Source organism: Bradyrhizobium sp. TM102 (genome assembly GCF_009176685.1).
In the GTDB taxonomy this organism is placed as follows: domain Bacteria; phylum Pseudomonadota; class Alphaproteobacteria; order Rhizobiales; family Xanthobacteraceae; genus Bradyrhizobium; species Bradyrhizobium ottawaense.
In genome coordinates this window covers 3412077-3424608 of sequence record NZ_AP021855.1, presented here as the reverse complement: position 1 = coordinate 3424608, position 12532 = coordinate 3412077, and the positions used below count along the sequence as shown (strand labels likewise).

Genomic DNA, 12532 nt, shown 5'->3' with positions numbered 1-12532 from the left:
ACAGTAGCATAGTTAGTTGTACAGTCCAACTTACTTAGTTGCTCAGGCACACTTATAACGACCATCGGAGACGGACATGTTCGGCGTCAGGTTCATCAAGGCCCAGCCCACCACCTATCTGATGAAGTATCGCGCCGGCGCGATCGTCGCCGAGGGTGCTGGTCTTTCCGCGCTGTATTACGCGCCGGTGACCATGCTGGTCGCGGTGCCGATCGGCAGCCGCGACGCCTCGTTCATCTTCGAGCAGACCGCGCGCGACTTTCAGACGCTGACCGTGCAGGGTCAGGTGACTTATCGCGTCAGCGACCCGAAGAAGGCGGCATCAATGCTCGACTTCACCCTGAAGGCTGACGGCAAGACCTATGCGAGCGACGATCCGGAAAAGCTGCCGGAACGCATCCTCGGCACGGTCGAGGTCCTCGCCCAGCAAGCGGTGAAGGAACTGACGCTGAGGGACGCGTTGCAGGCGTCCGACCGCATCGCCGACATCATCGCGGGCGGCTTGAGGGCGCGCGCGGACATCGCCGCTCTCGGCCTCGAAATCCTCGGCGTGTCGATCCGCGGCATCAAGCCGACGCCGGACACCGCAAAGGCGCTGGAGGCGCAAGCGCGCGAAGCGATCCTGAAGAACGCGGACGAAGCCATCTTCGCCCGGCGCAACTTCGCCGTCGAGCAGGAGCGTGCCATTCGCGAGAGCGAACTCGACACCGAGATCGCGGTCGAGCAGAAGAAGCGGTCAATTCGCGAGACCCAGATGGATGCCGAGACGAGCGTTGCCGCAAAGCGCAATGAGCTGCGCGAGGCCGGCATGGCCGCGGACATCGTGCTGGAAGGCAAGCGCAAGGATTTCGTCGGCCTCAATGCCGAGAATACCAGGACCCTGGCCGACGCCGAGGCCTACCGCGTCGGCGCGCTGATGAAGATCTTCGAGGGCGTCGACACCCGCGTGATCCAGGCGCTTGCCGCCGCCGGCATGCAGCCGGGTCAGCTGATCGCGCAAGCCTTCTCCGGCATTGCCGAGAAGGCCGAGAGGATCGGCCAGCTCAACGTCTCGCCGGACCTGCTCAGCCAGTTGATGGAGAAGCCGAAGCCGACGGAGGCCGCCAATGCCCGCCGCCAATGACCGCAAGGTGGTGCTGGTGACGCGCAAGACCAGGTTAGAGGACCTGATCGCGCGCCACCTGACGGCGGCGCAGGCCCGCTTCTACGTCGAACATCTCGGCGCCGACTTCTCCGACTATGAGCGCGAGCACGAGGTCTATCGTGCGCAGCGTCACACGACGCTGCAAGTGCTGGAGCAATGGGGGCGCTATCAGGTCATCGACCGCGGCTTCCTGCCGAACTTCCTCTTCGGGCCTGATGACATCGTGGCCGCGCTCGGCCAGGACGGCGTCGTCGCCAACACGATGAAATATCTGAACGACCATCCGCTGATCGGGCTCAATCCGGATCCCGCGCGCCACGACGGCATCCTGCTGCCCTTTGCGCCGCACGACCTCGCCAAGCTCCTGCCGGAGGTCGCCACTGAGAAGCGCAGCAGCCAGGCCGTGACGATGGCGGAAGCACGGCTCAACGACGGCCAGGTGCTCCACGCCGTCAACGACCTCTTCATCGGCGCCCGCACGCATGTCTCCGCGATCTACGAGATTGCGGCCGGCGGGGCGACGGAACGGCAATCTTCGAGCGGACTGATCGTCTCGACCGGGCTCGGATCGACCGCCTGGTTCAAGAGCATCGTGACCGGCTCGCTGGCCATTGCCGGCAGCTTTGGGCAGCCTCCGCCGCTGAGCAGTTACGACGCCCTGCCCTGGGACGCAGCCGAGCTGCGTTTTGCGGTGCGCGAGCCCTTCCCCAGCCGCCATTCGCAGACCCATCTCGTCTGCGGCCGGCTCGCGTCAGCGGACCAATTGCGCATCCGCTCGCTGATGGCGGAGAACGGCGTCATCTTCAGCGACGGCATTGAAGCCGACCGCCTCGACTTCAACGCCGGTGCCGAGGTCACGATCGGGATTGCCGCGCGGCGCGGGCGGCTGATCGTCTGATCATGCTGCGCCAAGCCGCGTCACGCCGTGTGGCCGGGATCGATATGCTTCGGCGTCTTCTTCTCGCGCTGCGGCGTCATCTTGGCCGGATCAGGCGCACCGGGCACGCCGCGGGGACCAAGCTGTTCGCGCTGGATGTCGTCCTCGGAACGGGATGGCTCGACGCCGTTCGGCTCACGCGGCTTGGTCATCGCGGCCTCCTTCTCAAATGCTGCTTCGTGGTTCGGCTCTAGACGCCGAGCGCGTTGTCTCCGGCTTCGCGGCCGGGCACGCTGACCTGGACTTCATGTCCCTCACGAAGCGCGAGGGATGCGGCGGCGACCGCCGATTCGAATGCAGCCTCCTTGGTGGCGTAGGTGTTCTTGACGTCACCGTCGTGCAACACGCCCCATTCGTTCCGCACCGGCACGATGGCATATTGAGCAAGGCCCATTGTCCAACTCCTGGCTTGAGTTTCAGAATTTGGCTTTCACCGTCTGTCCGATAACGCGCCGGCGGGACTATCGTTGCGTCAGCTGCGGATGCGCGGCGGTGACGCGCCACACCGTGTTGCCGCTGTCGTCTGCGACCAGCAACGCCCCGGTCTTGTCGATGGCGACGCCCACCGGCCGGCCGCGCGCCTGGTTGTCGCTGTTGAGGAAGCCCGTCACGACGTCCTGCGCCGGTCCGCTCGGCTTACCGTAAGCCTTCTACACCGACAACGGCTCACCCTGGGGCGATACGTCAGGCGTTCGTTGGACCGGGTTGAAGGTGTGGCTGCTCAAGCTCGGTGTCAGGGTTGTGCACGCCAGGCCCTGTCACCCGCAGGCCCGCGGCAAGAACGAACGCTTCCATCGCACCCTGAAGGCCGAGGTTTTTGCCATGCGGCGCTTCCGCACCCTCCCGGAAGTCCAGCGCGCCTTCGATGCCTGGCGACCGGTCTACAATCTGGAGCGTCCCCACCAAGGCCTCGATATGCGCGTCCCCGCCGATCGCTTCCGGCCCAGCGCCCGCGCCATGCCGACCCGCGTTCCGAACGTTGAATACGACAGCGGCGAGATCGTCCGTAGGGTCTCATCGACGAGACCCTACATCTCCTTCAAAGGACGCTTCTGGAAGGTTCCCCAGGCCTTCGCGCGCGAAAGTCTCGCCATCCGGCCGCTGGATCGTGACGGCCACTACGGAATCTTCTTCGCCAGTTGGCAGGTCGCATCGATCGACTTGACCAATGGCCAACCTGTCAGTGATGTGTCCGAACAGGTGTCAGCCATGTCCCCGGACTAAACACCCGGCGCGGTGATCCTGGTGTCGCCTTCGGTGTAGGGATATCTGACGATCGCATCGGCGTTGGCGACGTAGAGATCGTTGCCCACCAGCGCGATGCCGAAGGGCGAGTTGAGATGGTCGAGGAAGACGCTTTGCGTATCCGGCACGCCGTCGCCATTGCTGTCACGCAGCAGCGTGATGCGATTACCCGGCCCGGTGTCGTTGCCGCCCGAGGTCGCCCAGGACTCGATATAGCCCATGACGATCTCCTTGGGCCGCTTGATCGCGCCCCCCTTTGGCGCCTTGGATTCCGCCACCAGCACGTCACCATTGGGCAGCACGTAGAGGAAACGCGGATGCTGCAGACCGGTCGCGAAAGCCTTGACCTGCAGGCCTTGCGCCACAGTCGGCGTCTCGTCCTTCTTCCAGCCGACGATGCGCGCGATGTGGACGGGCGGCAGCAGATATTGCTGGATGTCGGGAAGCTCAGGGTTGGCGCCGATCTGCGCCTTGGGGTCGCCGCTGCCGTCATCGCAAGCAGCCAGCAACGGCAGCGACGCGCACGCCAGAGCGCGGGCGAGCTTCGATATCATCGCGCAACTCCCACGCCGTGGCGATAGACCATGGCCCAGCCGAGCCAGCCGGTGACGGGCAGGATCAGCACGGTGATCACGGACAGAACGAGCCCCGTCGGCCACACCGAGGTCAAGGCATCGCGGGTGTGGATCAGCGCGTTGACGATGGCCAGGATCAGCGCCACGGCATTGCCGATCAGATGCGGCCAGGCCGGCGTCTGCACACGCACCAGGCGGTTGCCGAGGAAATCAGTGAGGCCCGCGATCGCCGCCAGCACGCCGAAGACGACGCCAACGAGCAGAAGCCAGGCGGAAAAATTCGCCCACATGATCTCGGCGCTGGCGACATAGGCGATGTCGGTCAACAGCGCCCCGACGAAGCACGCGATCGGGATCGGCACCAGCATCGGATGAATGGGATGACCCGCGATCTGCGCGGTGGTGCGCACGCGCATGTCGTCTTGCACGGTTTGGCCTCGTGTGACTTTCCTCCAGCCCGACCGGCCAACTCGTGCGGGATGTGATGGTTCCTAGGGGATCCGCCTTGCTCCGCTTTGACCCGCGCAGATCGCGCTCATCGCGGCGGCGATATCACCGACCGCGGCCGCCCTGGATACGCGTCAGACCCAGCCTTTCGCGGACCTCGTCATCCTCGATCGCCTGATCAAGACGCGCGTCCTTGCCGGCTTCGAAATCTTCCGCGATCGTCTCGAGCGCCCGAAACGCCTCCCCGGCGCTCGGTGCCGCTTCGATGTGAGCAAGCGACTGACCGTTGACCGTGAGGTCGGCCTCGCCCCAGGGCGTGGTGTCAATCTCCAGGCGATCGCCGCCGGCCTTGGCGATGAAGTGCTGGACGGTGGATTTGGAGGTCGGCAGGGAGAGGTCCGGCGTCCAATCGATCGGCTTGTCGGTCATGTCATGGTTGTCCCGAAGTTGCGACCAACGAATAGACCATCCGGAGCGCGCGACATTGACCTGGATCAGGCCCGGTGCGGCCGGGCCGTCAGCGCAGGATTTATCCCACATTCCTCTTCTGTCGCGTGGTTGCGAGCAATACGAGGAGGAACGAGGCCGCAGTCATCAGCGTCGATATCGCTCCAATCGTCGGGTCGATCTCGTCTCGAAGCGCGGTGAACATGCGCTTGGTCAGCGGCTGGTACTGGCCGCCGGAGATGAACAGCGCGACGATGGTCTCGTCCATTGCCGAGATGAAGGCAAAAATGCCGCCGGCGACCACGCTCGACTTGATCTGCGGCAGGGTCACCGCGAAGAAGCTGCGCAGCCGGTTCATGCCGAGACTTCGCGCAACCATCTCCTGCGCCGGATCGAAGCTCTGCAGGCCCGCCAGCACCGATATGACGACATAAGGCAAGCCCAGCATGACGTTGGCGAGCACGAGGCCGGGCATGGTCGCGACCAGGCCGACCTTGGCGTAGACGAAGAAGATGCCGACCGCGGTGATGATAATCGGCACCACCAGCGGCAGCAGCAGCGCCATATGAACGACGCGCATGATGCGCAGCTTGGACTGGCTGATGGCATAGGCGGCAGCCACCCCACACGGCGTTGCGATCACGACGGTGAAGAGCGCAACTGTCAGCGTCACGCGCGTTGCCTGCATCCAGGCCGGGTTTGTGAAATATTGCTGATACCAGCGCGTCGAGAACGACGGCGGCGGGAAGGTCAGGAAGCGCGCGCTGGAGAACGAGATCGGCGCGATGATGAGAACGGGCAGGATCAGATAGACCAGCACCAGCGCGCTGATCGCGTAGAGGGCAATCCGTGCGGGCGAGATGCGCATCATTTCTGCCCCAGCACGCGGTCGAGCGAGATGAAGCGGCTGACGACGAAGAAGATCGCGAGCACACTCATGAGCAGCACGACGGCGACGGCGCTGGCCGCACCGAACTGGTTGTAGAGCTCGACATTGCGACTCACGAGCATCGATACCATCACGGTGCGGCCGCCGCCTAGCAGTTCCGGCGTGATATAGAAGCCGAGGCAGAGCACGAACACCATGGTGCAGCCGGCGAGCACGCCAGGCAGCGACAGCGGCAGGAACACGCGAAAGAATGTCAGCGACGGGCTCGCGCCGAGACTGGCGCCGGCTTGCATGAGATCGCCGGGGATCTTCTGCATCGTGGCATAGAGCGGCAGCACCATGAACGGCAGCAGGATGTGCACGGTCGCCACCACCGTACCAAAACTGTTGTGGACCAGCGCGAGTGGCTCGGAGATCACATCGAAATAGCGCAGGAATTGGTTGATCACACCGGTACGCTGGAGCAGCGCCAGCCAGGCATAGGCGCGGACCAGCACGCTGGTCCAGAACGGCAGCACGACCAGCGACAGGATCAGGATGCTCCAGGCCTTCGGCACCGAATTGGCGAGATAGGCCAAGGGATAGCCGAGCAGCAGAGCGATCAATGTGACCGCGAGGCTGATCTCGAAGGTCAGCGCGAAACTTCGCCAGTAGATGTCTTCGGTGAAGACTCGCCGGTAGTTCTCCAGCGTGAAGCCGTCATGGTAGATCGACTGCCAGGCCAGCCAGCCGACCGGCAGCACGATCAAGAGCAAAATCACGAGCAGCGCCGGCGACACCAGCGCCAGCATCAGCCCGTGCTCACGGCGCTGATGCTTTTGCGAAGGATCGGACACTGTCATCGTCAACGCTGCCTCGTCTCACTTCTGCATGAACGATGCCCAGCGCTTCTCGGCGGCTTCGCCGGCCGGCGAAGACCACCAGGCGTAGGACATCAGCGCCTGCTTGGCCGCGTTCGCCGGCTCGCTCGGCAATTGCGCGGCACGTTCGGACTTGATCACGTTGGTTTCAAACGCCTTCGGATTGCCGGGGCCGTAGTCGATGTGGAGCGGCAGATTGGCCTGGTGCACGGGATCGACGGCCTCGTTGAGGAATTTCAACGCGGTGTCGAGATTCGGCGCGCCCTTGAGAATGCAGAGCGAGGTGCTCTGAAGGACGCCCTGATTGTAGGTGAAGGCAACCTTGGCGCCTTCCTTGGCGACCGCGCTGACTCGGCCGTTCCAGGCCATCTCCATGTCGACCTCGCCGTCGTTGAGCAGTTGCGCCGACTGCGCACCCGAAGTCCACCACACCGTGATGTGCGGCTTGATCTCCTCGAGCTTCTTGAAGGCGCGATCGACGTCGAGCGGATAGAGCTTGTCCGGCGCGACACCGTCAGCCATCAATGCGGCCTCAAGCGTGGCGAACGGGTGGTTGCGCAGGGCGCGGCGGCCGGGGAATTTCTTCACGTCCCAGAAATCTGCCCAGCTGTTCGGCGCGTCCTTCGGGAACGTCTTCTGGCTGTAGGACAGCACGCTGGAATAGAACTCGTAGGAGATCGAATAGGGACTGCGATAGGCTTCCGGCATCGCCGCGCCGTTGGGAATCTTCGAGAAGTCGAGCTTCTCGATCAGCCCCTGCTCGCCGCCACGCAGGCAGTTGCCGGTGGGCGTGTCGACGACATCCCAGATCGGCCTGCCGCTGCCGACCTGGGTTTTGATCGCGGGCCAGGCGTCGGGAATCGAGTCCTGGTAGATGGTGATGCCGAGCTTCTTGGCGGTGGGATCCAGGATCGCCACCGTCTGCGCCTGCTGGTAGGCGCCGCCTTGCGAGACGAAGGTGATTTGGTCGGCGGCATCGGCCGCACCGGCAAATCCGATTGCGCCGAGCAGCGCGCAGCCCAGTCCAAACTTCTGCTTCATCGTCATCCTCGCCTCCTCCAAAAGAATCTCACTGACCGATCGCATCGAGAAACTGATACCAGCCGGCGACCATGCGCACCGCGGGCTCGCGCAGCGGATAGAACGGAATGGGCCTCATGCCCCTGACATCGAGCAGCCCGACATCGGGGCTCTCGCCGCGCACGAGGGCTGCGAGATAGCGGCCCATCAGGCTCGACATCGCAACGCCCGCGCCATTGTAGCCCAGCGAGACCAGCGTGCGGTCGTCGATCCGGCCGATATGGGGCACCGAGTCCAGCGTCATCGCGACGAGGCCAGACCATTTGTATGCGAGCGGGACCTCGGCCAAATCCGGAAAGATTCCGACCATCGCCTTGCGCAGCGCGTCGAAGGCGGCTTGCGAGTCCTGCTTGCCGAAGGCGCCGCGGCCGCCGAAGATCACGCGGTTATCGACCATGCGGAACCAGCGCATCATGCGCTTGGTCTCGGTGTAGGTCCGCCCCGTCGGCATCAGCTTTCCAGCGAGATTGCGCGGCAGCTGTTCGGTCGCAACCATGGCGCTGCGGAACGGGATCAACGTGCGCTGCATATGTGCGGTGGCGCCAGTCAGATCGGAATAGCTGTTGGTGGCGATGATCGCCTGTTTGGCACGCACGGCGCCTTGCGGCGTCTCGGCGACAATACCGTTCTTCTCGCGCCGCAGCTTGACGACCGGGGATTCCTGGAAGATCGGAACACCACGGCGCGCCACGCCGTCGGCGAGGCCCCGCAGATAATTCAGCGGATGGATGCCGCCAGAGCCGGGATTGAGCACGCCGCCGACAAAGATGTCGGAGCCGGTCTCTTCGCGCACTTCGCGCTTGTTGAGGATGCGGACCTCGGCAGAACCCATCTCACGCGTCATCCAATTGGCCTCGTCGATCGCGGCCTTCAGCGTCGTCTGGTTATGCGCGGCCTTGACCTGTCCGGTGCGCGTCAGGTTCGCACTGGTGATGCCGAATTCGGACACCAGCTCCTCGACCATGTCGGTCGATTCATGCGCGATCTCGTACATGCGCTTCGCCATGGCGCGGCCATGCGCGGCATCGATCTCGCGGAACGACAGACGAAACTTTGCGGTGATCACGCCTCCGTTGCGTCCGCTGGCGCCCCAACCGGGGCGGTTGGCTTCGAGCACGATTGGCGATGCGCTGTCCTTGGCGATGTGGTGCGCGGCGGACAGGCCGGTGTAGCCCGCGCCGATGATCACCACATCCGCCTGGTGTTCGTCCGACAGCACGGGAAAGTCGCGTGCCGGCTCCGCGGTGGCTTCCCACAGCGAGTTGACCGATGGCAATGCGCTCCAGTCGCGTGTCATGCCGGCGCTCACGGATTTACGCCGCCGGCCCGATGGCGGCGTCGGCCAGTGCCTTCAAGGTCGGGAAATGGAAGTCCGGCTTGGTCAGCGTCTCCACCGCCGGCGTGCCGCCGAAACCAGCGACGCCCTGGCGGCGCTCGATCCAGCACACCTTGTAGCCGAGTTTCCGCGCGATCCCGATGTCGTGGTACTGGCTCTGGGCGACGTGCAGAATGTCGGACTGCTTGTAGCCGAACGCCGACTGACGCCCCCTGTTGTAGGCGAAGAATTCCGGATTGGGCTTTGCCACGCCGGTGTCGTCGGCACAGACGGTGTCGTCGAAGGGATCGCCGAGCGCGTGCGCGTAGGCGGACAGCGCGACACGGTCGGCATTGGTCATTGCGACCAGGCGGAATTTCGTGCGCAGGCGCTTAAGCGCCTCGGCCGAATCCGCGAACGGCCCCCAGCGTAGCACCGAGAGCTGGAAGGTGTCGCACGACGCGTCGTCGGACGGCAGTCCGACCTCCTTGGCTAGATGGCGGTAGACGTGGAACATCGCCTCGCTGGAGCGCTCGTAGTGCTTGTCGCGGCCGCGCTTGTAGGGCTCGAATATCTGCTCGTCGCTGAGCTCGGCCGGCGTCTTGCCCGAGATCTTGCGCACCGCTGCGAGCACGCCGGCCTCGAAATCGATCAAGGTGCCGACGACGTCGAAGGTGAGGACCTTGAAATTGCTGAACGCGGCTTGGGTCGACATATCGGTTTCTTCTTTCGGTTGGACAAGGCTTGAGTTCAGTCCTTCATCTTCGGCACGACGATGGTGTCCTGGGGATGAAGGGTGACGGTGAGGCTGCCGCCGAGCGGCGGGATGCGGCTGTAGGCCTGATGATAGCTCGGCTGGCGCAAGCTGAGCGCGATGCCGTCAGCGAGCGCCAGGAAGATGCGCAGGCTCTCGCCCTGATAGACGATATCGGTGACCGTGCCGGTGAGCCGGTTGCAGGCGGCATCCTGTGCGCCATCGTCGATCAGCAGCTTTTCGCTGTGCACGGCCAGCATCAGCGCATCGCCGTCGGGGATGGCGCGGGCGCTACGCAGCAGCGCGTTGCCGAGCGCGACGCTGGTGGCATCGACACGGCGCACCGACAGCATCGTGGCTTCACCGATGAAGCTCGCGACGAAGGAATCGGCGGGATGGTCGTGCAGCCGCGCGGGCTCGTCGATCTGGACCAGCCTGCCGTCCTTCATTACCGCGACACGGTCGCTCATGGTCAGCGCCTCGCGCTGGTCGTGGGTGACGTAGATGATGGTGGCGCCGATTCGCCGGTGCAGCGCGCGCAGTTCGATCTGCATGGATTCGCGCAGCTGCTTGTCGAGCGCGGAGAGCGGCTCGTCCATCAGGATCAGCCGCGGCTCGAAGATCATGGCGCGGGCGAGCGCGACGCGCTGGCGTTGGCCGCCGGAGAGCTGCGCGATGCCGCGCTCATCGTAGCCGGCGAGGCCGACCATCGCGAGCGCCGCGCGCACCTTGTCGGGCCAGCTTGCCTTCGGCAAGCGACGTGCACGCAAGGGAAAGGCGACATTCTCGCCGACGCTCATGTGCGGGAACAGCGCATAGTTCTGGAAGACGACGCCGATGTCGCGCTTGTGCGGCGGCATGTAAGTGACGTCGCGACCGCCGAACAGGATGGTGCCAGTCGTAGGCAGGATGAAGCCGCCCAAGATGCCAAGCAGCGTGGTTTTGCCGGAACCGGAGGGACCGAGAAGCGAGACGAACTCGCCGGCGCCGACATTGAGGGAGACGTCGTCGAGAGCGCGAACGGCGCCGTACGCCTTGCTCGCGGACCGGATCTCGACGCTTTCCGCTCGTCTGTCCAACGATCGCCCTCGCCTCGTTCCCTGTCATGACGTGCCTTACTGCGCGCCATAAGCCTGCTTTATAGACAGCATCCCGGAGCAATCGCGGGTACAGCGTGCGCCGCACCAAAACTGTCTCCCGAACACCCTGCCTTTAGGCTGTGATACGAATGACACCAGACTTGGCAAAACTCGGCAATTGCCAAATTCTCACTGCGCCCATAACATGACGTTATGCCCGAGCTGCGCAGGATGCTGCCCTCAAGTAACGCCCTGTTCGTCTTTGACGCAGCAGCGCGCAATGGCAGCTTCACGGCGGCTGCCGCCGAACTCAACGTCACGCAGCCGGCGGTAAGCCGGATGCTCGGACAATTCGAGGAGCATCTCGGCGTTCGCCTGTTCGACCGCAAGGCGGGCCGCGCGGTGCTCACCGAGGAAGGCGAGCAGCTCTATCGCCGCGTGCTCGAAGGCTTTCGCAGCATCGAGAGCGGCCTCGTCGAGATCGAGCGGCGCCGCAAGGGCACCGAGACCGTGACGCTGTCGGTCTCCTCTGCCTTTACCACGCACTGGCTGATGCCGCGCATCGACAAACTCCAGAAGCAGTTTCCCCAGGTCGATCTGCGCTTCCAGCTGATCTCCGGCGCATTACGCGGGCCGGTGGAGAACGTCGATCTCGGCATGCGCTTCCGCGATCGCGACGAGCCGTCGTCCGGCGGCACGCTGGTGATGAAGGAAGCGATGCTGCCGATGTGCAGCCCGACCTATCTCGGCGCGACCGATCCCACCGAGGGCAACACCATCATCCGCCTCGCCGAGACGCCGGGCGACTGGGCCGCGGATTACGCATCACTGCTCACCGGTCGTCGCGGTGCGGCCAAGGGGCTCAGCTTCACCGATTATGCCGTCGTGATGCAGGCCGCCCTGCTCGGCCAAGGCATCGCGCTCGGCTGGCTGACGGTCGCCTCGCATTGGCTCCTGACAGGCGCGCTGGTGCCGGCCTCCGATACACTCACCACCACGCGCCGTCTCTGCGAGTTCCTGCCGCCACGCAACCGGCCCATGCGGCCCATTGCCGCCGAGATCCGGGATTGGATCATCGCGCAAATGCGGATCGAGCTGGCTGCAATCGATCGGCAATATCCACGACTTGGCTTGATGCCTGCGTGCTACTGAGCTTTCAGGTGGATTTGCCTTCCTGACCGTCGGCTCGCCCGAGCGAATGAGCCGGCTGGCTCAGGTCGCTGTCCAAAGGTACGAACAAGCAGGCAACCGTCAGCTCCTATCGCAAAGCTCCGGCCATCTGGCGATCGACGTCAGCAAGCAGGCTTCAACTTTTCTGCGATCCACAATGAGCCCTCATTTCAAGCGGAGGGCTTGGGCGTTGGAGCGGGTGAAGGGAATCGAACCCTCGTATTCAGCTTGGAAGGCTGCTGCTCTACCATTGAGCTACACCCGCGTTACGGGCTCCCTAACACGGCCGGGCGGCGGTCTCAACTGTTCAGGAGGTCGCTTTCCGGCCGTCCTGAGCCTTGCGAATCGCGCCCGGTTCCTTCCGACCCGCCGCCTCTTAACAGCGGCGGCAATGCCGCCTATATTGAAATCTTCCGAAACCAACGAAAGGAGGTGATCCAGTGTCTCTTACCAAGCGCTGTCACCTCGCTGGGATCGCCCGCTAAGCTTTCAATAGAGGCTTGGCATCGGGGCGCTCTCAGCCCTGGACCAGCGAGCAAGAAATCGGGCGCGACGGGGCTTCCCCGCCGCGCCTTTTTCGTCCGCCGGCG

General features: G+C 64.2%; 13 protein-coding genes, 1 tRNA gene and 3 pseudogenes. 4 read left to right on the top strand and 13 right to left on the bottom strand.

Features of this window, described 5'->3' with window-relative positions:
- The first annotated feature begins 76 nt into the window (after positions 1 to 76).
- Positions 77 to 1123: an SPFH domain-containing protein gene (locus tag GDN70_RS16220; protein ID WP_152102778.1), complete on the top strand. Its 1047-nt coding sequence runs from the start codon at positions 77 to 79 to the stop codon at positions 1121 to 1123.
- The gene (locus tag GDN70_RS16215; protein ID WP_152102777.1) at positions 1107 to 2042 is read left to right on the top strand and encodes a sugar kinase; all 936 of its coding nucleotides are present in this window, start codon (positions 1107 to 1109) and stop codon (positions 2040 to 2042) included. The genes GDN70_RS16220 and GDN70_RS16215 overlap by 17 nt, the downstream gene beginning before the upstream one ends.
- 20 nt (positions 2043 to 2062) lie before the next feature.
- On the opposite strand, the gene GDN70_RS34965 is transcribed toward GDN70_RS16215, so the two are convergent.
- The 3 genes and pseudogenes from GDN70_RS34965 to GDN70_RS16205 form a co-directional block, all read right to left on the bottom strand.
- Complete coding sequence (locus tag GDN70_RS34965) at positions 2063 to 2233, bottom strand: hypothetical protein (RefSeq protein ID WP_162832278.1); 171 nt, start codon at positions 2231 to 2233, stop codon at positions 2063 to 2065.
- Between the two features lie 38 nt (positions 2234 to 2271).
- Positions 2272 to 2475: a hypothetical protein gene (locus tag GDN70_RS16210; protein ID WP_028141058.1), complete on the bottom strand. Its 204-nt coding sequence runs from the start codon at positions 2473 to 2475 to the stop codon at positions 2272 to 2274.
- A 67-nt stretch (positions 2476 to 2542) separates the two neighbouring features.
- Positions 2543 to 2725 (bottom strand): annotated as a pseudogene (locus GDN70_RS16205) (sorbosone dehydrogenase family protein); the annotation flags it as partial.
- A 1-nt stretch (position 2726) separates the two neighbouring features.
- On the opposite strand from GDN70_RS16205, the pseudogene GDN70_RS16200 reads away from it, so the two are divergent.
- Positions 2727 to 3305: pseudogene (locus GDN70_RS16200) on the top strand (integrase core domain-containing protein); the annotation flags it as partial.
- A gap of 8 nt (positions 3306 to 3313) precedes the next feature.
- Here GDN70_RS16200 and GDN70_RS16195 read toward each other — a convergent pair.
- The 9 genes and pseudogenes from GDN70_RS16195 to GDN70_RS16155 form a co-directional block, all read right to left on the bottom strand.
- Positions 3314 to 3880: pseudogene (locus GDN70_RS16195) on the bottom strand (sorbosone dehydrogenase family protein); the annotation flags it as partial.
- On the bottom strand, positions 3877 to 4317 hold the full coding sequence (locus GDN70_RS16190) for a DUF2231 domain-containing protein (RefSeq protein WP_173015947.1): 441 nt from the start codon (positions 4315 to 4317) through the stop codon (positions 3877 to 3879). The pseudogene GDN70_RS16195 and the gene GDN70_RS16190, both read right to left, overlap by 4 nt.
- A gap of 136 nt (positions 4318 to 4453) precedes the next feature.
- On the bottom strand, positions 4454 to 4777 hold the full coding sequence (locus tag GDN70_RS16185) for a hypothetical protein (RefSeq protein ID WP_152102775.1): 324 nt from the start codon (positions 4775 to 4777) through the stop codon (positions 4454 to 4456).
- Positions 4778 to 4877: 100 nt separating this feature from the next.
- Positions 4878 to 5666: an ABC transporter permease gene (locus tag GDN70_RS16180; protein ID WP_152102774.1), complete on the bottom strand. Its 789-nt coding sequence runs from the start codon at positions 5664 to 5666 to the stop codon at positions 4878 to 4880.
- Positions 5663 to 6526, bottom strand: a complete 864-nt coding sequence (locus GDN70_RS16175) for an ABC transporter permease (protein ID WP_173015822.1) — start codon at positions 6524 to 6526, stop codon at positions 5663 to 5665. The genes GDN70_RS16180 and GDN70_RS16175 overlap by 4 nt, the downstream gene beginning before the upstream one ends.
- Positions 6527 to 6544: 18 nt before the next feature.
- Entirely contained in the window at positions 6545 to 7591 is a 1047-nt protein-coding gene (locus GDN70_RS16170) for an ABC transporter substrate-binding protein (protein WP_173015821.1), read from the bottom strand.
- 22 nt (positions 7592 to 7613) lie between these two features.
- Positions 7614 to 8921: an FAD-binding oxidoreductase gene (locus tag GDN70_RS16165; RefSeq protein WP_038950494.1), complete on the bottom strand. Its 1308-nt coding sequence runs from the start codon at positions 8919 to 8921 to the stop codon at positions 7614 to 7616.
- A 16-nt stretch (positions 8922 to 8937) separates the two neighbouring features.
- Positions 8938 to 9654 (bottom strand): HAD family hydrolase, encoded by a 717-nt coding sequence (locus GDN70_RS16160; protein ID WP_028141066.1) that lies wholly within the window; start codon positions 9652 to 9654, stop codon positions 8938 to 8940.
- Between the two features lie 35 nt (positions 9655 to 9689).
- Positions 9690 to 10772, bottom strand: coding sequence for an ABC transporter ATP-binding protein (locus GDN70_RS16155; protein WP_038950495.1), 1083 nt, complete (start codon positions 10770 to 10772; stop codon positions 9690 to 9692).
- Between the two features lie 213 nt (positions 10773 to 10985).
- Here GDN70_RS16155 and GDN70_RS16150 point away from each other — a divergent pair, with 213 nt between their 5' ends.
- Positions 10986 to 11924, top strand: a complete 939-nt coding sequence (locus GDN70_RS16150) for a LysR family transcriptional regulator (protein ID WP_038950496.1) — start codon at positions 10986 to 10988, stop codon at positions 11922 to 11924.
- Between the two features lie 209 nt (positions 11925 to 12133).
- Here GDN70_RS16150 and GDN70_RS16145 read toward each other — a convergent pair.
- Positions 12134 to 12207, bottom strand: a tRNA-Gly gene (locus GDN70_RS16145).
- Positions 12208 to 12532 lie beyond the last annotated feature (325 nt).